Raw genomic sequence first — 20,969 nt, 5'->3', positions numbered from 1 at the left:
TGAACGGAGTGTCGGGTAAGTGGCACGAATGAGCGAGCCGAGTCCCTATGTGGAATTCGACCGGAAACAGTGGCGGACCCTGCGTAAGTCGACTCCCCTGGTGCTCACCGAGGAAGAACTGATCGGTCTTCGCGGCCTCGGCGAACAGATCGATCTGGAAGAGGTCGCCGAGGTCTATCTCCCGCTCGCTCGCCTCATCCACCTGCAGGTCGCCGCACGTCAGCGGCTGTTCGCCGCGACCGCGACCTTTCTCGGGGAGACCCATCCCGATCAGCAGGTGCCATTCGTGATCGGTGTCGCGGGCAGTGTCGCGGTCGGTAAATCCACCACCGCCCGCGTACTACAGGCCCTGCTCGCGCGATGGGATCACCATCCGCGTGTGGATTTGGTCACAACCGACGGATTCCTATATCCGTCCGCGGAACTGAATCGTCGCGGCATCATGCACCGCAAGGGTTTTCCGGAAAGTTATGACCGTCGCAAACTTCTGCGCTTCGTCACCGAGGTGAAATCCGGTGCGGCCGAAGTATGTGCGCCGGTGTATTCACATATCTCCTACGACATCGTGCCGGGCAAGTTCCACTGCGTGACTCAGCCCGACATTCTCATCGTGGAAGGTCTCAATGTGCTGCAGACCGGTCCGCGGTTGATGGTGTCGGATCTGTTCGACTTCTCGATCTACGTCGACGCGCGCATCGAGGACATCGAGAACTGGTATGTGCAACGGTTTCTCACACTGCGCGAGACCGCCTTCGCCGATCCGAACGCGCATTTCCACCACTACGCGGGCTTCACCGACGACCAGGCGACGGCCGCGGCGAAGGAGATCTGGAACTCCACCAACCGGCCCAATCTGGTGGACAACATTCTGCCCACCCGTCCGCGCGCGACGCTGGTGCTGCGCAAGGACGCCGACCACAGCATCAACCGGTTGCGGTTGCGCAAGCTCTAGCCGCAGCGACTGTGTGCCGGGGTCACATCTTCCAGGCTGCGTCCAGCCGGGCGGCGACATCGATATCGCGCACCGCTGCGATATGCGGTTTGCGGATTTCGGTCGCGAGATAGCGCGCGACGAAGCGCCGGATCTCGTGATCGACGCTGGCCAGGATGCGCAGCAGCTGTCCGCGTTTGGTGGCGGTGGCCACATTGATGCGGACATCGCTCGGGCGCGGTTCGGCGATATCGATGATGACGCGCAGCGGGTCGGCGGTGCGCACGGTCAAGTGCAGGTGGATATTGCCGTCGATGTGGAAGCGATGCCGGTCCACGGCGAGATCGAGCAGCAGATCGACATCGAGCGGAATGACCAGCTCGAAGGAGATGACCTCGTCGACGAACCGGTGCAGCTTCGGCTCCCCGAGCTGCACCTGCGCGGCGACCTTCGCCAACTTGGCTGGCCCCACACCGATCGGGCCGAAATCGAAGGCGGCACCGGTCAACTGGGCGAACGCGCCGGAGATGCGCTGCTCCGAGGCGGCGTATTCCAGGAAGCGCCGACCGAATTCCTCATAGCCGATGTACGCGCCCTTCGGGGCTGGTCCAGCACTCGTCGACTCGTCCACAAACCGGACGGTACGCGAATGTCGTTGCCTCAGATACCGAACCGGCGATGTCGAGCGGCGTAGTCGCGCAAGGCGCGCAGGAAGTCCACCCGTCGGAATTCCGGCCAGTACGCCTCGGTGAACCATATTTCCGAGTATGCGCTCTGCCACAGCAGAAACCCGGAAAGCCGCTGCTCACCGGAGGTTCGGATGACCAGATCGGGATCCGGTTGACCGGAGGTGTAGAGGTGCTGGCCGATGGAGTTCACCGATATCGACTGGACCAGATCCTCGCCGGTCTCCCCCGCCGCGATCTCCTGGCGGACCAGCTTGCGGACCGCGTCCGCGATCTCCTGCCGACCGCCGTAGCCGACCGCGACATTCACGTGCACACCGTCGCGTCCGATGGTGCGTTCGGCCGCGGTGCGCAGCCGCTTGGCGACCAGTTCCGGAAAGCCGTCGAGCGTGCCGACGATGCGCACGCTCCAGTCCTGTTCGGGTGCGGACAGTTCCTCGACGACATCGGTGATCACCTCGAACAGGGTCTCCAGTTCGTCGGGATCGCGCTGCAGGTTCTCGGTGGACAGCAGGTAGACGGTCACCATCTCGATGCCCTCGTCCGCACACCAGCCGACCAGTTCGGCGATTTTCAGCGCGCCGACCCGATGTCCGTGGCTCACATCGGTGAAACCGTTTTCTCTGGCCCAGCGCCGATTACCATCGCACATCACCGCGACGTGCCGAGGATGTTGTTTGCCGGCCAGCTGCTTGGACAGCCGTGCCTCGTAGATGCGGTATGGCAAACCACGCACCTGACTCGGAAGCTCCACGGCGACCAACCCTACGCCTCAGCGACGCGATCCCGGCATCGACTGTGTCCGATTGCGGCGCCCTCCGTGGTTACGCTCCACTACCGCCTCCGGGCCCTCCCGCACGCCGCGGGGTTTCCCGTACAGTGACGAGACACCGCAACTTACGTTACCGTAGGTTACTGACGGGTATCAGTAGGAGGTAACTCGTGTCCGAAATGGTCGACGCGACCGACGCGACACCGGTGGCGATCCCAGGCACGTCAGCACTGCTCAAGCCGCGGATGCGGGGCTGGATTCACACCTGGGCGGTCGGCATCGCGGCAATCGCGGTGCTCGTATTGGTCTCTAGAGCGGCAAGTGTCTCGGCGACGGCAGGGTGGTCCACTCTGGTCTACGGGCTGACCGTGTGCGGTTTGTTCGGCATCAGCGCCGTCTACCACCGGGTGACCTGGGCGACCGCGAAGGCACGCATCCAGATGAAGCGCGCCGATCATTCGATGATCTTCCTGTTCATCGCGGGCAGCTATACGCCGTTCGCATTACTCGGCCTGCCGGGCCGGACCGGACAGATACTGCTGCTGGTGGTGTGGCTGGGCGCGCTGGCCGGGGTGGCATTGAAGCTGTTGTGGCCGACCGCTCCCCGCTGGGTCGGGGTGCCGCTGTATCTACTGTTGGGGTGGGCGATCGTGCCGGTGGCCGGGCAGCTCAATACGAATATCGGGATCGCACCATTGATCCTGTTGCTCATCGGCGGTCTGGTCTACAGCGGCGGCGCGATCCTCTACGCGACCAAATGGCCGAACCCTTGGCCCACGGTCTTCGGCCACCACGAGTTCTTCCATGCCGCGACCGTGCTCGCGGCGCTGTGCCACTATGCCGCGATCTGGTTGGTCGTGCTGCGCTGAGACCCGTCCCATCGGGTGCCGACCACCTGTAGCGGGCGGCCCGGACATCTTGGATATGCCGAATTGCCCTTTGCGGCAATAGAGTTGGGAACGGATCCGGAAGATGGCGGGGCGATATGGCACAGCAGAGGATCGAGACCGGTGGAAAGCAGGCCGTGAGCGAGCGGGGGATCGGTTACCGGTGGGGCGTTGCGATGGCACAGCACCGGCGGATCGTCGTCGCGGTGTGGTTGGTGCTGATCGTCGCATGCGCGGTCGCCTACCCACAGCTCAACGGCCGCTTGGAGGCCATGGAATTCCACGCCGACAAGGCGGAATCGACGCGGATCACCGAAGTGCTCGCGACGCACTATCCCGACCTGGGAGCCGAACAGCTGGCACTGGTCTTCGATTCGGAGCAGCGGACCGTCGATGATCCGGCCTACCGGGCGATCGTGCAGCGGGCGGTCGCGGATCTGCGCGGCGTGCCGGGAGTGCGGGTCGCGGTGGGGCCCTTCCAAGGCGATCAGAAGTCGCAGATCTCGGTGAGCAGGCATGCGGCGCTTGCGGTCATCGGGATCGACGGCTCGATTCCGGCACGCGCAGAATTGGCCGGTGAGCTGCAGGAACGCGCGGGTCAGTTCACCGGTGACGGGGTGCGCGTCGGGCTCACCGGTTTCTCACCGGTGTTGCGCGATCTGATGGAGATCGAGGTGGCCGACTCCGGACAGGCCGAGGCGCTTGGCCTGCCGGTGGCATTCGTGCTGCTCATCCTCGCGCTCGGTACGGTTGTCGCGGCATTGGTGCCGGTCATGGTGGCATTGAGCGGGTTGCTGCTCGCGTTCGGCGGACTGTTTCTGCTGTCGCATGTGATGGCGACCAGTTCGTTGCTGCTCGCGGTCGCGACCATGATCGGCACCGGCATCGGGCTGGACTATGCGATGTTCGTGGTCAGCCGGTTCCGCGAGGAACTCGCGAAGCCGGGTGGCAGTTCCGCAGCCGGTGTGGCGCATGCTTGCGGGATCGCGATCGCCACGGCGGGTAAGACGATCGTCGCCTCCGGCTTCATCGTGATGATCTCGCTGTGCTCGCTGGTGGTGGTGCGCGCGCCGGTGTTCCGCGGTATCGCGGTCGGCGTCGCGATCGCGGTGGTTGCCACGCTGACGGTTGCGCTCACGCTACTGCCCGCGGTGCTGGCAATGCTCGGGCCGCGGGTGAATCGCGGTGCGCTGCCCCGGCGGTGGCAGCCGTTGGAGACCCGGCCGGAATCGGATGCGGATCCGGCGAGCGGGCGCTGGGCGCGGTGGAGTCGGATCGTGATGGCGCGGCCGGTGGTATTCGGTATCGCGGCCACACTGGTGTTGCTGGTCGCGGCCGCGCCGCTGACCGGAATTCGCTACGGCATGGATATGGGCACCGCGGCGATGGGCGATACCGCGTCGGGCAAGGCGAGCAAGGTCGCCTCGGAGAATTTCGCGCCCGGACTACTCGCGCCGATCACGATCGTGGTGACCGGTGCCGGTGACACGCCGCTGCCGGCCGCGGCGACCGGCGAGGTACAGACCTTCCTGACCGCACTCCGCTCGGATGAGCGCATCGAACAGGTGCTGCCGATCCAGCGAGACGGGCGGATCTTCGCGGTGGTGGTGGCCGAGACCGCATTCGATTCCACCGAGGCCGATCAACTGGTCCGGGAGATCCGCGACCGAGCCACCACACTGCCCGGCGACGTGCTGGTCGGCGGTGCGACGGCCGAGTTCGCGGATATGTCCGACGAGATCACCGGGAAACTCCCACTGGTAGTCGCGCTGGTTCTATGCTGCTCGTTCGTGTTCCTCATCGCTGCCTTCCGCAGCATCGCGCTGCCGATCAAGGCAATCGTGATGAATCTGCTGGCCACCGGCGCGGCCCTCGGTATCACCGTTGCGGTATTCCAGTGGGGACTCGGCGAGTCACTGCTCGGATTCCACAGCACCGGGTTCATCCAGGTATTCCTGCCGACCATGGTCTTCGCGATCCTGTTCGGGCTGTCGATGGACTACGAGGTGTTCCTGATCCGCCGGATCAAGGAATTCTGGGACCACTCCGCGCGCACCGCGGCCGATAACGAATACGCCGTGGCGGCCGGGCTCCAGCACACGGCCCGTCCGATCAGCGCCGCGGCGGCGATCATGGTGGTGATCTTCGGCAGCTTCCTGACCGCCAGCGTGCTGGAGCTGAAACAGATCGGGTTGGCGCTCGCGGTGGCCGTCGCGATCGATGCGGCACTGGTGCGATTGGTCTTGGTGCCCGCGCTGATGAAGCTGTTCGGGACGTGGAACTGGTGGCTGCCCGGTTCGGGTGCGCCCGTGCGCGTCGGGGTTTCGGTGCGCACGGGCGCACCGGCGCAGGCTGGTTCCGCTCCGGATGTCAGGGCACCGTGATCACCAAGCTGGTTGTTTGGGCGCTGAAGGCGCGGTGGGGGTTGGCGGCGGTGGTGATCGCCGCGAATCTCGGTGGCCTCGCGGTGATCGTGACCGAGCTGTGGCTCAGTGGCTTTTTCGGCCGGATCGGGGGTGACTGGCGGCGCACCATCGGGTTGGCGTCGATCTATCCGGTGGTGGGTTTCCTGGCCGGGGTCGGGCTCGCCGTGCGCGATCGGACCGCGTATTTCGGCTGGCTCGATGACGGGCGCAAGCCGACCGTCGACGAGGCGCGCCGACTGCTGCGCCTACCGATCGCGATCACCATCCGAGCCCTGGCGATATGGCTGCCCGGCGTGATCGTGGCGGCCTCGATCCTCTCGCATCTATCCGAGCACAACAGTGCGGCGGTGACCACCGCATTGTTCACCCTGGGCGCGCTGCAATCGGCCGGATTCACCTTCCTGATCGTCGACAGGTTGATCCGCCCGACCATTCCGGTGGTGTCGAGGGTGCTCGGCCCCACCGCGCACTGGAGCTCCTCGGTGCTGATGCGGGTCGTGATGACCTGGGCGGTGGCGGGTGCGATGCCGCTGCTCATGCTGATCACGGTGCTCGCCGATCCGGCCTCCGGCGCACCGGACCGCGTCCGCGCCGCCATCTACCTTTCCATAGTCGGCATCGGATCCGGCGTGCTGGCGACCGCGATCCTGGCCCGTTCGGTCGCGACGCCGATGCGCACGCTGCGGCTGGCGCTCGATCGGATCACCAAGGGCGAGTTCGATGTTCGGGTTCCCGTCGGCAGCACCAGCGAGATCGGTCGGCTGGAGAATTCGGTCAATGAACTCGCCGCCAATCTGCGTGAACGCGAGCGGATGCGGGATGTATTCGGCCGTCATGTCGGCGCGGAGGTCGCCGAGCGGGCATTGGCGGGCGGGGTCGATCTGACCGGCGATGTGCGCGAAGTTTCGGCGCTGTTCGTCGATGTCACCGGATCGGTCGAGTTGTCCAGCGGTATGACGCCACAAGATTTCGTGGCCAAGCTCAATCGACTGCTCGCGATCGTGGTTGCGGCGACCGAGGAGAACAACGGGCTGGTCAACAAGTTCGAAGGCGATGCTGCGCTGTGCATCTTCGGTGCGCCGATCGCGTTGCGCGACAACGCGACACCTGCCCTACGAGCGGCGCGGCGCATTCGCGACGAGGTCACCGCCACCGGCGAACTCGACATCGGCATCGGCGTCGCGCGCGGGCGGGTATTCGCTGGTGATATCGGCTCCGACACGCGGTTGGAGTACACGGTGATCGGCGATGCGGTCAATGAGGCGGCCCGGCTGACCACCGAAGCGAAGGAGGTGCCGCGCCGAATCCTGGTGAGCGGTGCGGTCATCGATGCGGCAGCCGAGCACGAGCGCGCGAAATGGGTTCTCTACGACAGCATTCTGCTGCGCGGAATGCCCGAACCTACCGCGTGCTGGACCGATAAGGCGGCCGCCCCGACGGCCGACAGCACCGAGCCCGATACCGGTGCGGGCGACATCAGTGCGGGCGACATCAGTGCGATCGCCGAAGTACGAACCGCGACAACCGAATCCCCATCGCAGAAGCGCTGATCGCGGTGTCTTCGACAGGATTCAGAGCAGCCAACCTGTCAGGGCGACGACCTCCGCGGCGATATCGGAGACATCGCGGTCATCGGTGCCGACTCGATGCACCCAGTCCGGGGCCTCGGCATCCAGTTTCGCCGCCATCACCCGGCCGCGCTCGACGTGCTCATCGAACGCGCTGCCGATCTCTCTGCTCGCGAGGCGCTCGGCCGCTATCGCATCCGTACAGGTCAGCAGGACGGCGGTAATCTCCGGCTGCTCCCCCATCGCAACGACGAGTTCACCGAGCACCCCCTCGAACACACTCGCGGTATTCGTGTACACCATCCGCCGATACCCGAGCGCACGGTAATTCGCCCACATCGCAGCAAGATTCCGCTCCGCAAGGCCATGCTCCCAAGGCGCGGGATACGCCTGATCCAAATTGTCCCCCTCGATCAAGCAATGTCGCACCCGCGCCACCGAAAGCCGCGCATGAACCTCGAACGCCACCGTGGTCTTCCCAACCCCGGCCCGACCCCCGATGAACAAAGCCTGACTACGCAAGGTCACCCACCCACTCTGCCGCATCCAGCCCGCCGACATAGGCGATACCGCGCTCGATACCAGCTGACACAAACCAGCCGATGTCCTCGCAAGCCGTGACCCTGCGCGCGATACGCAACCGGCGCCCGGCACGAAACCGGTGCGCGACAGGCAATCTACGCGCAGCAGATGACCTGCGCCCAGCACGCAATTCTGTCCTCGGCACGCAATCGGTGCGCCAGGAACTCGGCGCGCTGACCTGGGCGCGGCCCGCGCAGCGGTCGTGGGCTAGGGGCGGTTCAGGGCGGCGCGGAGGTCGGGTGGGGTTGTTACTGGGAGGTCGCAGACGGAGCCGCGGCAGACGTAGGCGGCGGGGGCATCGTTGACCGGGGAGCGGTCGGTCAGGAGGGGGACCGAGTTGGTGGGGGCGGCGACTATGACCGTGCCGCCGGGGGCCTCGGTGCGGGCGGTGGCGATCAATTCTGTTGCCGCGGTTGCGTTGTCGGGTAGGGCGATGGCTACTTGGAGGGGGCCGCGGAGGGCAGCTTCGGCGACGGTCAGCCATTGGCCTGCCGAGCGGGGAGCGCGGGCGAGGACGACGGCACCGCGTTGGAGGGTTTGGTCGGCCAGTTCGCGGTAGCGCAGCGCGGGTTCGGGAGCGCTGATGGCGGCGGCTGTGAGGAGGGCCTCGGCTAACGCGGATGCGCCTGCGGGGGTGGCACCGTCGATGGGATCGCGCGGGCGAGCGACAAGGGTTTCGGCATCGTCGGCGGTATCGAACCAGCTGCCGGGCGCGGTGGGATCGGCGAAGTGTTGGATTGCCTTGTCCAGCAGGCGTTGTGCGTGGTCGAGCCAGTCGAGCCGGCCAGTGGCCTGATGTAGCGCGAGCAGGCCGGTGACCAGCCAGGCGTAGTCCTCCAGAACGCCTGGAGACGTGCCGACCGCAGCACCGAGCGAGGCGCGGCGTACTCGGCCGTCGACCACGTGCTCGGTCAGCAGGAAGCGAGCACAGCGGGCGGCGGCTTCCACCCAATCATCTTGCCGCAGCGCGGAACCCGCCTCGGCAAGCGCGGTAATCGCTATCCCGTTCCAGGCGGTCACCACCTTGTCATCACGGTCGGGCTGTGGGCGTCGCGCACGTGCCTCGCGCAGTGTGGCACGGACGCGCTGGAAGCGTTCACCGGCAGTCCCGTTGTCGGACAACGCATCCGGATCGACATATCGAGTGAGCACCGAGGTGCCCTGTTCGAAGTTTCCAGCGGTAGTTACACCGAAAACCTCTGCTGCCCAAGCGCCTTCGATAGGACCGAGTTCGCCGATCAACTCGGCCGGTGTCCAAACATAGGTCGCGCCTTCGACACCCGGCCCACCCGGCTCCAGGTGGGTGTCGGCATCCAGCGCGGACGCGAACCCCCCGTGCTCGGTACCGAGGTCATCGAGAATGAACTGCACTGTCTCGCAAGTAACCCTGTGCGCCAAAGACTCTCGCTCAGGGCTGCGGCGAGCGAGATGGGCGTACGCGCGCAGCAACTGCGCATTGTCGTACAGCATCTTCTCGAAATGCGGCACCACCCAGGCGGCATCGACGGAGTAGCGGGCGAACCCACCACGCAACTGGTCGTAGATGCCACCGCGCGCCATGGCTTCGGCCGTCCGGTTCACCACATCCAAAGTCGCGGCATCGCCGGTGCGCTCCCAACTGCGCAGCAACCCTTCCAGCAGTGCGGATGGCGGAAACTTCGGCGCACCACCGAATCCGCCGTGCTTGTGGTCTTCATCGCGCAGCACCGCCGCAACCGCATGATCGAGCAGTTCGGCCGAAATACTCACATCGGCCTCGGGCAGCCCCGCGGCCTGCGCACGCAACGCGTCGGCCACCTGCGCGGAGGCCTTGTCCACCTCATCACGGCGGGTGTTCCAGGTATCGGTGATGGCCGTGAGCAACTGCGTGAACGACGGTATCCCGCCGCGCGGCACCTTCGGGTAGTAGGTGCCGCAGTAGAACGGTTCGCCGTCCGGGGTGAGGAAGCACGTCATCGGCCAGCCGCCCTGTCCGGTCATCGCCACCGTGGCATTCATATAGACCGCGTCCAGATCCGGCCGCTCCTCGCGATCCACCTTGATGCAGACGAAGTCCTCGTTCATCTGCGCCGCCGTCCGCGCATCCTCGAACGATTCATGCGCCATCACATGGCACCAGTGGCAGCTCGCGTATCCGACCGACAGCAGGATCGGCACATCCCGCTCACGCGCCGCCGCCAAGGCCGCCGGATCCCACTCCCGCCAATGCACCGGATTATCCGCATGCTGTCGCAGATACGGTGACGTCGCGTTACCCAGCAGGTTCACCATCTCAGCCTCTCACGTCCACTCGAATCGGCCAGTCGAGGAGGTACCCGATTCAGACCGGCCATCACACCCGAGGTAATTGTCGGCGCTGGAACCGAGCTCGCCGAAATAGACCTGGCCGTCGCGATACCCCCACCACTGGACCGAACTCAGCCACACCCTCCGAAAACGACACGGCCGCCGCAACCTCTCACATCGAGAGTGTTGCGACGACCGCATGAACCCGAGCCCGCTCGGCAGACGTTGCTCGCGCAGCGCCGGATTCCCTAGCGCAGCGCCGGTTCCGCAACCCTGTGCGTCGAGACCACATCATCCCGTGTGGAGTCGGCATCCGAATGCATCGGATCGAGCGCGGGTTCGATATCGACCGTGCGGCGCAGCGGGCGGTTCGGCAAGAACGCGGTCGCGATGAGCGCGACGACCGTCGCGGCGGCGGCGATCAGGAAGATCCGGCCGGTCGCGTCGCCGTAGGAGGCGCGCACGATGGTCGCGATGGGTCCGGGAAGGGCGCCGAGATCGAGATTGCCGCCGCCGGAGGAGCTCGTCTGAATGCCGAGCTTGGCAAACCCTTGCCTGGACAGATCGCTGACCTGCGTGGCCAGCACCGAGCCGAGGACCGAGACCCCGATCGCGCCGCCGAAGGTGCGGAAGAAGGCGACGCTGCTGGATGCCGCGCCGATATTGTGCACGCTCACGGTGTTCTGCACGGCCAGCACCAGATTCTGCATCATCATGCCGACGCCGAGCCCGACAACGGCGATGTAGACCCCGACCAGCCACAGGTTGGTCGCGTGGTCGATCGTGGACAGCAGCCCGAACCCGACCACCAGCAGCGCACCGCCGCCGACGACGAAGCTCTTCCAATTGCCGAACCGGGTGATCAGCTGGCCGGAGCCGACCGATGCGGTCAGCATGCCCGCTACCAGCGGGATGGTGAGGACGCCCGCGATGGTTGGCGAGTAGCCGCGTGCGGTCTGGAAATACTGACCGAGGAAGGTGGTCGCGCCGAACATGCCGACACCGACGGCGATCGAGGCGATGATCGCCAGACCCGTGGTGCGTTCGGTGACGATCGGCAGCGGGATGATCGGCGACTTGGCGCGGGACTCGACCCACAGGGTCGCGATCAGCAGCAGCACACCCGCACCGACGTAGAGCGCCGACTCGGAGGAGATCCAGGGGTAGTAATTCGCCTTCCCGGCGAACGACACCCAGATCAGCAGCACCGAAACACCGGCGGTCAGCAGCGCCGCACCGAGCCAGTCGATCGACACGCCCGCCTTGCGCTCGGTGGGCAGCCGCAGCGTCCGCTGCAGCAGCACCAGCGCGATCACCGCGATCGGTACGCAAACGAAGAAGCACCAGCGCCAGCCGAGCGGGCTGTCGACGATGACGCCGCCGAGGATGGGGCCGCCCGACATCGATACCGCCATTACCGCGCCCATATAGCCCGAATACCGACCGCGTTCGCGCGGCGCGACGATGGATCCGATGATCGCCACGACAAGTGCGGTCAACCCGCCCATGCCGATGCCCTGGATGACACGCGCGACCAACAGCACCGGCACATTGTGGGCAAGTCCGGCGATGACCGAGCCGACGACGAAGATGACGATGGCCGATTGGACCAGCAGCTTCTTATTGAACAGATCGGCGAACTTGCCCCAGATCGGGGTGGACGCGGCGTTGGCCAGCAGCGCCGTGGTGATGACCCAGGCGTATGCGGTCTGCGATCCCTGCAGATCGCCGATGATGGTGGGCAGCGCGGTCGAGACGATCGTGGTGCTGAGCAGCGCCGTGAACAGGGCGGCCAGCAATCCGGTCATCGCTTCGAGGATTTCGCGGTGGGTCATCTCCCGCCGCGGCGCCTGAACTGATGTGGACATGTACTACCTGACTCTCTTACGAAACCGGCTGGTGGTCATCGGTGCGGTGGATATGGGCGACGAGTGAGTTCCTGAGCTTGTGCACTGCCGCGCACGCCTGCTCGGCCTCGTGTTCGTCCCAGTCCGCGAGGGCGGTCTGCAGCCCGGCGGCGCGTGACGCCCGAACTCGTTGCAGCAGTTCGCGTCCCGCATCGGTGATCCGGATGTGGGAAGCGCGACCGTCGGTGGGGTCGGCCTGCCTGCTGATGTAACCGGCGGCGACCAATTCCGTGACGTGTCTGCTCAATACCGACGCGCTGAGGCACAGATCGACGGCCAGGTCGACCTGTCGGCACGGCCCCTTGACCTCGAGGGCGCCCAGCACCCCGACCCCGCCGGGTAGCAGTTCGCCTTCCTCCGGATGGATAAGGGCGACGCGGATCGCCCGGCCGATCAGATACAGCTCCCTGATCAGGCCCTGCGCGGTATCGGGTGAGACTGCCATGCCGACTCCCAGCACGAGATTAGTTGCTTGCAGTACGCAACTATATATTGATTGCTTACACTAAGCAACTATCGATGCGGCGTCGGTAAGGAACGACAGATATCGACTCGAACAGGAATCTCGGCGCGACCGGTCACGTATGCGGCATGCTCGCGGCGACCTCGCGCCGCGATCGCAGCCCGAGCTTGGCGAGGATGTTCGACACGTGGGACTGAACTGTGCGGCGCGACAAGAACATTTGCGCCGCGATATCGGAGTTGGTGCAGCCTTCGGCGACGAGCGCGGCTACCTTGCACTCGGTATCGGTCAGCGCCGCCCAGCCGGATTTGGGCCGGTTGCGTCGACCGCGTACACCTCGCCGAATGTCGTACGGTCGCACGCGCGCGACCGTACGGGCGGTGTCCCACGATGCGCCGAGGCGGCTGTAGATCCCGATCGCGGTGTCCAGCGAACGGCGGGCATCGACATCGCGCCCCGCGGCGGCGAGCAGCACGGCGGCGTTCTCGTGCGCCTGCGCTTGGTAGAGCAGCCGCCCGGACCGCCGGAAGGCCCGGACCGCCGCCAGCAGGCTATCGGAATTGCGCTCGGCCAGACCTCGACACAGTAGCGCTGTCCCGATCCTGGAGGCGGTCGGCTGTCGCGCCACGAGTTCGTCGGCGCCGACCACCACCGACCGTGCCGCATCCGTATCGCCGAGGTCCGCGGCCAGTCGGGCGATATCCGGAAAGATGTAGTAGAGCGTCGCCGCGGCCGAATGGTCGGCGAGTCGCTCACGGGTGTCGACGAGCAGCTTCAAGGCGAGGTCCGGATGGCCATGCGCCTCGTGCGTCAACGCCTTGGCCCACAGGTGCAGGTGCGCGTAGCCAGTGGTGCCCGTGAGGTCGTCCGCGATGCGAATACTGTCCACGTCCGGGAGGAACGTGCCGCGGTGAATACCGATGAGCGCCGCGAGGCTACCCGCGACCGTCGAGTACCCGAGCCCGTCCGGCACCGCGCCGGCGTTGCATTCGGCCACCGCGTCATCCCAGCGACCGTTCAACAGGTAGAGCCGTGCCTTGGCGACCAGGTTCGCGGACAGGGACACGGCGGGGCCACGGCGGTTGTGCGCTATCGCCTGATTCAGCACGCCTTCGGCTTCGGTCAGGCGATCGAGCTCGATCAGGCAAAGTGCCCGCAGCGCGTATGGATCGAACTGGTCCGGTCCGGTACCGACGGTCGAGGCGATGGGTATCCGAGTGCTCAACTCCAGTGCCTCGATGAGATCGCCTCGGGTGTACCGGACCGCGCCCACGGCGCTGCTGCCGTACCCGATAGCGCGGGGATCCCCACTGGATTCCCCCATCGCGATCGCGACTCGACCCGCTTGCTCGGCCGCGTCGAACCGCTCGAGGAATACATTGTCCACCGCACACATGCCGTGGAAGCGGCCCGCCGCCTCGACATCGAGATCCATTGTGCTCAGCGCCGTTTCGGCGATATCGACAGCATCGACGATGCGGCCCCGCGCGCGGCAGGCCTGGGCGAGCAGCCAGCGCATTTCGATATCTTCGCCACACTCCGACCGCGTCGACAGCGCAATGCGCACTTCGGCCTCCGCCTCGGCAGTTCGACCGCTCCACAGCAGCGCTTCGATATACCGGTGGATCGGCGGTGGGTTGTCCGAGTCCGTCATCGCGCGCCGCAACAGCCGCACCGCCGGCTCGGGCGCTCGGAAAGCCAATTTGTCGGCTACCGCTACCAGCCAGTCGACGCCGACGTCATCGAGGTCGTAGTCGGCGACCGCCAGATAATGTGCGATCCGCTCGATCGGCGCGTTGGTCGTCTGCAGTACCCGACCAGCCGTGCGCAGCAGACCAGCGCGCACCGTGGCGGGTAGCTGATCCGACAGCACCTGCCGGAGCAATTCATGCCGGAACACCACTTCGGAGTCGACAAGTGCGAGCACTCCGGTCGCCATCACGTCACTGACGACGCCCCATACATCCAGGAGGGGGCGGTCCAGAACCGCTGCCAGTTCCGTGACGTCGACCACCGGGCCGAGCGCGGCGGCAGCCGCCAGCACGTGCCGGGTCCGGCGCGGCAGAAAGTCCAACCTCCGCGAAATCGCCTGCGCGAGCGTGGTGGACGGGCGCTGCCCGGCGACTGCCTCGCCGATGTCGGCGATCACCGTGATCGCCTGCTCACGCAGCAGGGCGGCCACCAATTCGGTGATGTAGCGCGGATTTCCGCTCGCACCCGCCACCTCCCGCAGCAACCCCGGGCCGGGGGTGGCACCGACGATATTCGACACCAATTCGGCCGCTGCCCCGGCGGATAGCCCGCCGAGTCGTATCAGCGGGGCGCGGCATGCGAGGAGTTCGGCCGCCAGTGCGGTGAAGGCCGAGTCCTGAGGCTGTAGGCGGGCACCGAGCAGCAGCAGTAGCGGTCGCTCATCGATGCGGGCGCACAGCCGCTGCAATACCGACACGCTCGACGCGTCGGCCCAGTGGACGTCGTCCATGATCAGCGCGAGCGGGCCGGTAGCGCACCAGGTCTCGATGTGATCGAGGATCGCCTCGGCGATGACGATCTCGTGCCCAGCTCCGGCGTCGCGCGCCCGAATGTCGCGGTCGAGCAAGGCACCGATCGGATCTGCGCCTGGCGTATCGGGGTCGAGCCAGGAACGCAGCGCGGCGAACGGGACGGTCTGCCGTAGTTCGGTGGCGACCCCGAGTCGAATATGCAGGCCCGCCGCCGCGCACCGCACCCTGGCCGCGTCCAACAGAGACGTCTTGCCGATACCCGGTTCGCCCTGCACCAGCACGACGGCCCCCCGCCCCGCGGCAACCCGTCCCGCGAGCGCCGCCAGCATCTCGATCTCGCCATCACGACCGATGACCTCCGACGTGCCGGATTCCGGGGAAGGCCGCGTCAACGAACCGGGCATGCCAGAGCCCGATCACCGATTCCGACTGAATCAGGCACCACGTCGACATGCCCGGAGGGGGATACGGCAACGGATGGCAAATCCCATTGTCGTGCCGATTTTTCGGCGTGGCAGGCGACATTCCATCCGAACGGCATCAGGTGGACGCGTTCCCCGTATTGCCCCAGTTGCGCGGCAAGGTCGGAAAGCACATCCAGTGTGTCGGCGACGTGGGTGAGGACATCCAGTGAATCGGCCTCCGGCGTGAATCGACTACCCGAGGTTGTGCAGTGCGGGGTTCCGGCGATAACGATATGGGCCGCCTCGCTGACGAGGCACAGGTACCGGATCGCGCGGACGGCCTCGGCGGTCAAGGGACAATCGCCAGGTTCGACAACGACTCGCACTACCAGGCAATCGACGAACCGCTGGGTCGACCCCACCGTCGCCGGGTCGACGGCTACGGCACAGGGGCCGGCCGCCACCAGGGCGTATTCGAAACTGCGCCAACGACTTCCGACGCCCATCATCCAACGGACCTCCCCCGCGGACGCTGCTGAAGGTCGGTCATGGCTGCGCCGGCACCTTCTGGTCGGCGACGCCGCACAGGGTGTAACAGAATACGAACGGCACCGCACCGTCGTTGAACCATGCGTGTGGCGTACCGTGCTGGATCACGCAATCGCCGGCTCGCAGCGATACATCGACGCCGTCGCCCAGGCGCAGGCGGCCCTCGCCGCTGAGCACGACGATGAAATCGATGCTCACGGTGCTGTGCATGCCGGGCGCGGCGGGGTCGAAGGCCGCCATCATCCCCGGCAGTTTCGCCTCCGCTTCCGCGACGACGGCCGCCATCGCCTCCTCGGACAGGTCGGCATCGGGCTCATAGGTCAGGCCCGGGGGCACCGAGATGGATCCGAAACGCAGCCCGCCCGCACCGGGAAAATAGCTCGTGCCGGTCTGCGCGGGCGTCTTGTCGACCGGCAGCTCGGGAAGTTCGTCGAGTTCCCACATCCGATGGATCTCGGCGCCTGGGAGCAGCGCCAATGTCAGCGGGTCGACAGCGTCGTCCGCCAGCACCCTCCCCTGTCCGGTTCCGTTGTCGCCGATCACGACTCTGCGCATATGAACTCCTGAATATCGTTCGCAACCAGCCGAATCGGGTCGGCACCGATGGCCGCACCGGCCGATCCGGCCCTCAGCTATCCGGACCGTATCCGCCGCCCGCGCAGACCCGCTTGTCCGCAAGCGCACGAGCATTGTCCGAATGCGCAAACCTCGAAACCCGGCAATGCTTGCTCGACCGGTGAGCCGCACGGTTCTGCACTAGGCTGCTTCCAGAGTTGGGGCCGACGCCCGGGCCACCGATGATCGTCGAATCGGAGGCGATGTTCATGAACCAACCGGTTATCGCCGACTCCACCACGACAAGTGTGGTGGATCCACATGAGCGAGCCGAGTATTGGGCCGATCTGATCAGCACATACCACTGTCGGCTCGGCTACAGATTCCCGAGCAGCACCGACTTCCAAGGGCACACGCAGCTGCGTCGAACCGACGCCTACCAGCTCGTCGGGTGGAAATCGGATGCCGTCACCTACCTTCGCAACCCGAGCCATATCCGCGCCGACCCCGATGACGACTACCGGCTGATCGTTCCGGTCACCGGACGCCTGTCCTTTCGCACCGACGACGGGTACGGGATCCTTGCCCCGGGAACAATGGCCCTGGTTTCCGTCGACCGCCCCTACGCGATGTCCATGTCCGACGGCACGCGCGGGATGATCATCACCATTGCGCGCAAGGAGATCAAGCATCGCCTCAACCGCGTCGTTCCACCCGCTCACCCGCTGGATCTCACGACCGGGCTCGGGCGGGTGACCGACGGGATACTCGGCGGCCTGCACAGTGAATCCGCCGCACTCACCGACCGCCAATTCGACAGCGTCTCCGAACGTCTGGTGGATCTGCTCTGCATGCAGATCCTCGGCGAACCGGCGAGTTCGCCCACCCAGCTCGCCCATGTCGAAGCGACCGCTCGCCGGTATATCCACGACCATGCCGGAGATCCGGACCTCAACGGCACGCGCGTCGCAGTTGCGCTCGGCTGGTCACTTCGGCAAATTCAACTGGCGTTCAGCAATGCCGGAACCACGCCCAGCGATGTCATCCGGGAAGAACGCCTGCGACTGGCGCGCGACCGCCTGCGCAACCCCGCCTACCAGCATCGAAGTATTACCGATATCGCATCGGACCTCGGCTTCGGTTCGATGAGCAGCTTCAACAAAGCCTTCCGGAGACGCTTCGACGCCACACCCGGCCAGCTCCGCGAGGACTGGCGGGCCGCGCCCCAGCGCTGATTTCAGGAGCGAACGATCACGCTATCGTCGCTGGGTGGACTCCCTGCGCCAGCTGCGGTACTTCGTCGCCGTCGCCGAAGAACTGCATTTCGGGCGGGCCGCCGAACGCCTCGGCATCGCGCAGCCACCGCTGAGCCAGCGCATTCGCAAACTCGAGCATGACCTCGGTGCGCGGCTGTTCGACCGGGACAGCCGACGTGTCGAACTCACCGAGGCGGGCCAGATCCTGCTCGTGGAAGCCCGCGATCTGCTGGCCCGCTGGGATCGGGCGCAACGGCTGGTCGGCAAGGCGCATCGGGGCGAGATCGATGCCCTGCGGGTCGGTGTCCCACCCGAACTGGCCGGACGGGTGCTCGCCGCGATACTCACGGCATTCGAAAGCCGTGACATCCGAGTCGATCTACAAGAACTGACCACCGCCGAGCAGATCCGACTGCTCGCCGACCGCCAACTCGACGCCGGACTGCTGCAACATCCGGTCGATGTGATCGGCCTCGAGCTCGGCCCCGAGGTCGAGACGCCGCTCGGCGTGGTGCTGCCACGCGATTCGCCACTGGCCGCCCGCTCCGCTCTCACCCTCGCCGACCTGGCTGGACTCGGTCTGGTGATCTTTCCGCGGGCCGCCGCGCCCGGACTCTACGACGCGACGCTGCGCACCTGCTGGGAGCACGGCTTCCGCCCCACCCGCGTCCAGCACGCCCGCAATCCTGAATTCTTGCTCGGCATGGTGCTTTCCGGCCGCGGCGTCGCCTTCGACCAGGGCATGGTCGCGCAAAAGGAACCGCGCGTCGTCTGGCGACCGCTGACCGACGCACTGAGCTGGCGACTCTCGCTGGCCTGGCCTGCCGCGGCACCCAATCCGCTGGTGCGCGAACTAGCCGAGCTGATCGTGACGGTCATCCAGGGCGATGGCGCATCGCGGTCGGCGCCCGCTCAGGAGGTGGCGCAGCGGCCGTGGAATGTCGTATTCGGCAGATCGTGACGGATGCGATGAATCGCCGACCGGGCGGCCTCGCCGATCGCATGATCCACCTCGGGCAACCGCTGGGCGAGCGTATCGGCCCTGGTGAAAACCGCTACGGCATAACGACTTCCGCCGGGATAGGTCACCACGCCGATCTCATTGCGAATCGCGGGCAGTGATCCGGTCTTGCCCCACACCGAAACCTCGGGCGGGAAGGCCGCGGCGAGCCGGTGCCAGTTGAGCTGCTGGCCCATGAGTTCGCGCACCCACCGGCAGGCGGCGGGATCGCCCGCGCGATCCTGGCCGAGCAGGGTGAGCAGCCGGGTCATATCGCGCGGTGTGCTCGCGGTGGTGCGTAGCGGGTCCATGGCACGGGTGCCGAGCACTTCCGACACGCTCAGGGTCGGGAATCGGCGCGCGAATTCGGCGGTATCGGATGCGCCGATATCCTCCGCCATGGTCTGCACGACGTACCGCGGCGAGCCGACGATCCGGGTCTCGGTGAGCCCCAATTCGCGCACCAGCGAGCGCACGTTGTCCAGGCCGACGCGATCGAAGAGCAGATCGGCGGCGGTGTTATCGCTCACGGTCAGTGCGAAGAACGCCGCATCGCGCAGGCTGAATTCGACATCGTCCAGACATCCGGCAGTGCCGACGCCACCGAGCCGGTCTGCCGCGGTGGCCCGCACTCGATCGGTCGGGTCGAGCTGACCCGCGACCACCTGACGGGCGAATTCCAGCACCAACGGCACCTTCACCACCGACGCCAAAACCACCGGTTCATCGGCGCCGAGCCCCACCTCACCGGTGCAATCGAGACATCGGGCGTGCACCCAACCGCGCACACCTGCCTTATCGAAGATCGCCTCCACGACTGCCAAACTTCCATACGGGACAGCACCGAGTCAGCTTGACTCTCCCGCCGATGGAGGGCTCACGCTCGTCACCGTCCGAGATTTCGATACCGAAGGGCTCACGATGAAACTCGATCTGGCCAAGAGCGACGGGCATTACTACGACGCCACCCCCGAACCCGAACTGCGCACCTTCGATACCTACGGCTATTTGACGGTTACCGGCTTCGGCGCGCCCGGCGGCGAGAATTACACCGAGGCGGTGCAGACGCTGTATCGAACCGCCTACGGCGCCAAGAAGATCGCCAAGGCGGACGGCCGGGATTTCGTGGTGCCGAAGCTGGAGGGCCAGTGGTGGGTGAACTCCGATGAGCCGCCACTGTCGGTGCCGCGCGAACAGTGGCAGTGGAAACTGATGATCCGCATGCCCGAAGTGGTCACCGCCGAGATGGTGTCCGGCGCGACATTCGAGCGGCTGAGCGAGGGTGACGCGATTCAGGCCATGCACATCGGACCGTATGCCACCGAACCGGAGACGCTGGCCAGGATGGAAGCGTTCATGGCCGCCGAGGGGTTGGTCATGAACGGCCGCCATCACGAGATCTACCTCTCGGATCCGCGCAGATCACCGGATGCGAATACCCGCACTATCCTGCGTCATCCCGTGCGGCGCGCCTGAGATCGACTGTGCGGCAATCGATTACCAGTCCCGCCCCAGATAGCCGAGCAGCCGACGGTGTGCGGGCGCGTCCGCCGGTACGGTGACCTCCTCGTCGAACATTCCCGGCTTGCGGAACCCGTCGAGCCCGCCCATGGCATGCATGGTGGTCAGCACTTCCGCGCACAATTCATCATCGGCGAGGTCGGGGCGGTCGATGGCCACCGCGATATCGACACCGTGCGCGACGACTTCGGTGAGATGGACCATGGCGGCCGCCGGACCTGGGAGATCACCGAGCGCCATGCGCACGGTGCCGGTCAAGGCGTCGGGGCGATGCCATGCGGCGCGGTCCACCTCGGCGGCCGCGGCGAAGGCGCCCTGCGGATCGATGCCGAGCCAGTCGTCCTCGAGTCCGGCGCCCGCATCGGTCCCGCTGACCTCGGCCGCGAACCGGTGCATATTGCCGACGGCATGATTGAGCACCGCATGCACATCCCAGTCCTGACACGGCGTCGGGGCCGCGAGCCGGTCGCCGTCGACGGCGGCGAGCACGATCGCACCCGTCATATCCAGTGCGCGGTCGATCTGTCCGATCACATTGTCCATGGGCATCCTTCGTTCGAAGAGTCAGCTGAAGAGGTAGCACAACGGGATGCCGACCAAACTCCATCGAACACCGCCGAACTCGATCCAACGCCGCCGAGATCACGGAATCCAGCACGAGAAGGACCCAAA

At 66.1% G+C, this 20,969-nt stretch carries 18 protein-coding genes; 7 read left to right on the top strand and 11 right to left on the bottom strand.

What is annotated here, in order from left to right; all coding sequences use genetic code 11:
• Positions 1-19 precede the first annotated feature (19 nt).
• Complete coding sequence (gene coaA / locus ACQP1T_RS06525) at positions 20-952, top strand: type I pantothenate kinase (protein WP_433759032.1); 933 nt, start codon at positions 20-22, stop codon at positions 950-952.
• Between the two features lie 22 nt (positions 953-974).
• Here coaA and ACQP1T_RS06520 read toward each other — a convergent pair whose 3' ends face one another.
• Together ACQP1T_RS06520 and ACQP1T_RS06515 are read right to left on the bottom strand one after the other, a co-directional pair.
• Positions 975-1,562: a hypothetical protein gene (locus tag ACQP1T_RS06520; RefSeq protein ID WP_433759031.1), complete on the bottom strand. Its 588-nt coding sequence runs from the start codon at positions 1,560-1,562 to the stop codon at positions 975-977.
• 29 nt (positions 1,563-1,591) lie between these two features.
• Entirely contained in the window at positions 1,592-2,380 is a 789-nt protein-coding gene (locus tag ACQP1T_RS06515; RefSeq protein ID WP_084484156.1) for an isoprenyl transferase, read from the bottom strand.
• A 188-nt stretch (positions 2,381-2,568) separates the two neighbouring features.
• On the opposite strand from ACQP1T_RS06515, the gene trhA reads away from it, so the two are divergent.
• The 3 genes from trhA to ACQP1T_RS06500 all read left to right on the top strand — a co-directional run bounded on the left by trhA (position 2,569) and on the right by ACQP1T_RS06500 (position 7,252).
• A complete protein-coding gene (trhA, locus tag ACQP1T_RS06510) occupies positions 2,569-3,258 on the top strand; it encodes a PAQR family membrane homeostasis protein TrhA (RefSeq protein WP_433762008.1) in 690 nt (229 codons plus the stop codon).
• A 116-nt stretch (positions 3,259-3,374) separates the two neighbouring features.
• Positions 3,375-5,660, top strand: coding sequence for an MMPL family transporter (locus ACQP1T_RS06505; protein WP_433759029.1), 2,286 nt, complete (start codon positions 3,375-3,377; stop codon positions 5,658-5,660).
• The gene (locus ACQP1T_RS06500; RefSeq protein ID WP_433759028.1) at positions 5,657-7,252 is read left to right on the top strand and encodes an adenylate/guanylate cyclase domain-containing protein; all 1,596 of its coding nucleotides are present in this window, start codon (positions 5,657-5,659) and stop codon (positions 7,250-7,252) included. The genes ACQP1T_RS06505 and ACQP1T_RS06500 overlap by 4 nt, the downstream gene beginning before the upstream one ends.
• Before the next feature lie 21 nt (positions 7,253-7,273).
• On the opposite strand, the gene ACQP1T_RS06495 is transcribed toward ACQP1T_RS06500, so the two are convergent.
• The 7 genes from ACQP1T_RS06495 to ACQP1T_RS06465 all read right to left on the bottom strand — a co-directional run bounded on the left by ACQP1T_RS06495 (position 7,274) and on the right by ACQP1T_RS06465 (position 16,520).
• The gene (locus tag ACQP1T_RS06495; RefSeq protein ID WP_433759027.1) at positions 7,274-7,798 is read right to left on the bottom strand and encodes an AAA family ATPase; all 525 of its coding nucleotides are present in this window, start codon (positions 7,796-7,798) and stop codon (positions 7,274-7,276) included.
• A gap of 261 nt (positions 7,799-8,059) precedes the next feature.
• Positions 8,060-10,123: a thioredoxin domain-containing protein gene (locus ACQP1T_RS06490; protein WP_433759026.1), complete on the bottom strand. Its 2,064-nt coding sequence runs from the start codon at positions 10,121-10,123 to the stop codon at positions 8,060-8,062.
• A 263-nt stretch (positions 10,124-10,386) separates the two neighbouring features.
• Positions 10,387-11,973 (bottom strand): MDR family MFS transporter, encoded by a 1,587-nt coding sequence (locus tag ACQP1T_RS06485; RefSeq protein ID WP_433762007.1) that lies wholly within the window; start codon positions 11,971-11,973, stop codon positions 10,387-10,389.
• Positions 11,974-12,022: 49 nt separating this feature from the next.
• Entirely contained in the window at positions 12,023-12,490 is a 468-nt protein-coding gene (locus ACQP1T_RS06480; RefSeq protein ID WP_433759025.1) for a MarR family winged helix-turn-helix transcriptional regulator, read from the bottom strand.
• A gap of 133 nt (positions 12,491-12,623) precedes the next feature.
• Positions 12,624-15,404, bottom strand: a complete 2,781-nt coding sequence (locus ACQP1T_RS06475; RefSeq protein WP_433759024.1) for a helix-turn-helix transcriptional regulator — start codon at positions 15,402-15,404, stop codon at positions 12,624-12,626.
• Complete coding sequence (locus ACQP1T_RS06470) at positions 15,401-15,925, bottom strand: hypothetical protein (RefSeq protein WP_433759023.1); 525 nt, start codon at positions 15,923-15,925, stop codon at positions 15,401-15,403. The genes ACQP1T_RS06475 and ACQP1T_RS06470 overlap by 4 nt, the downstream gene beginning before the upstream one ends.
• 37 nt (positions 15,926-15,962) lie before the next feature.
• Complete coding sequence (locus ACQP1T_RS06465) at positions 15,963-16,520, bottom strand: cupin domain-containing protein (protein WP_433759022.1); 558 nt, start codon at positions 16,518-16,520, stop codon at positions 15,963-15,965.
• Between the two features lie 269 nt (positions 16,521-16,789).
• Here ACQP1T_RS06465 and ACQP1T_RS06460 point away from each other — a divergent pair, with 269 nt between their 5' ends.
• A complete protein-coding gene (locus ACQP1T_RS06460; protein WP_433759020.1) occupies positions 16,790-17,755 on the top strand; it encodes a helix-turn-helix domain-containing protein in 966 nt (321 codons plus the stop codon).
• A gap of 34 nt (positions 17,756-17,789) precedes the next feature.
• Positions 17,790-18,737, top strand: coding sequence for a LysR substrate-binding domain-containing protein (locus ACQP1T_RS06455; protein ID WP_433759018.1), 948 nt, complete (start codon positions 17,790-17,792; stop codon positions 18,735-18,737).
• On the opposite strand, the gene ACQP1T_RS06450 is transcribed toward ACQP1T_RS06455, so the two are convergent.
• Complete coding sequence (locus ACQP1T_RS06450) at positions 18,689-19,591, bottom strand: serine hydrolase (RefSeq protein WP_433762005.1); 903 nt, start codon at positions 19,589-19,591, stop codon at positions 18,689-18,691. The two genes, ACQP1T_RS06455 and ACQP1T_RS06450, sit on opposite strands and share 49 nt — an antisense overlap.
• A gap of 106 nt (positions 19,592-19,697) precedes the next feature.
• Between ACQP1T_RS06450 and ACQP1T_RS06445 the strand changes: the two genes are divergently transcribed.
• Entirely contained in the window at positions 19,698-20,252 is a 555-nt protein-coding gene (locus ACQP1T_RS06445) for a GyrI-like domain-containing protein (RefSeq protein ID WP_433759017.1), read from the top strand.
• Positions 20,253-20,273: 21 nt separating this feature from the next.
• Here the strand turns inward: ACQP1T_RS06445 and ACQP1T_RS06440 are convergent, their stop codons facing one another.
• The gene (locus ACQP1T_RS06440) at positions 20,274-20,840 is read right to left on the bottom strand and encodes a TIGR03086 family metal-binding protein (RefSeq protein WP_433759016.1); all 567 of its coding nucleotides are present in this window, start codon (positions 20,838-20,840) and stop codon (positions 20,274-20,276) included.
• Positions 20,841-20,969: the final 129 nt, after the last annotated feature.

The organism is Nocardia sp. CA-135398 (assembly GCF_050955845.1).
Classification (GTDB): Bacteria; Actinomycetota; Actinomycetes; order Mycobacteriales; family Mycobacteriaceae; genus Nocardia.
The sequence above is the reverse complement of the archived record's forward strand: the minus strand, read 5'-3'. Positions and strand labels throughout refer to the sequence as shown.

Bases quoted from the DNA above. Each gene is read 5' to 3' on its own strand.
- trhA (WP_433762008.1), top strand. From the start codon at position 2,569: ATGGTCGACGCGACCGACGCGACACCGGTGGCGATCCCAGGCACGTCA.
- ACQP1T_RS06505 (WP_433759029.1), top strand. From the start codon at position 3,375: ATGGCACAGCAGAGGATCGAGACCGGTGGAAAGCAGGCCGTGAGCGAG.
- ACQP1T_RS06490 (WP_433759026.1), bottom strand. From the start codon at position 10,123: ATGGTGAACCTGCTGGGTAACGCGACGTCACCGTATCTGCGACAGCAT.
- ACQP1T_RS06485 (WP_433762007.1), bottom strand. From the start codon at position 11,973: ATGACCCACCGCGAAATCCTCGAAGCGATGACCGGATTGCTGGCCGCC.
- ACQP1T_RS06480 (WP_433759025.1), bottom strand. From the start codon at position 12,490: ATGGCAGTCTCACCCGATACCGCGCAGGGCCTGATCAGGGAGCTGTAT.
- ACQP1T_RS06470 (WP_433759023.1), bottom strand. From the start codon at position 15,925: ATGATGGGCGTCGGAAGTCGTTGGCGCAGTTTCGAATACGCCCTGGTG.
- ACQP1T_RS06465 (WP_433759022.1), bottom strand. From the start codon at position 16,520: ATGCGCAGAGTCGTGATCGGCGACAACGGAACCGGACAGGGGAGGGTG.
- ACQP1T_RS06460 (WP_433759020.1), top strand. From the start codon at position 16,790: ATGAACCAACCGGTTATCGCCGACTCCACCACGACAAGTGTGGTGGAT.
- ACQP1T_RS06445 (WP_433759017.1), top strand. From the start codon at position 19,698: ATGAAACTCGATCTGGCCAAGAGCGACGGGCATTACTACGACGCCACC.
- ACQP1T_RS06440 (WP_433759016.1), bottom strand. From the start codon at position 20,840: ATGGACAATGTGATCGGACAGATCGACCGCGCACTGGATATGACGGGT.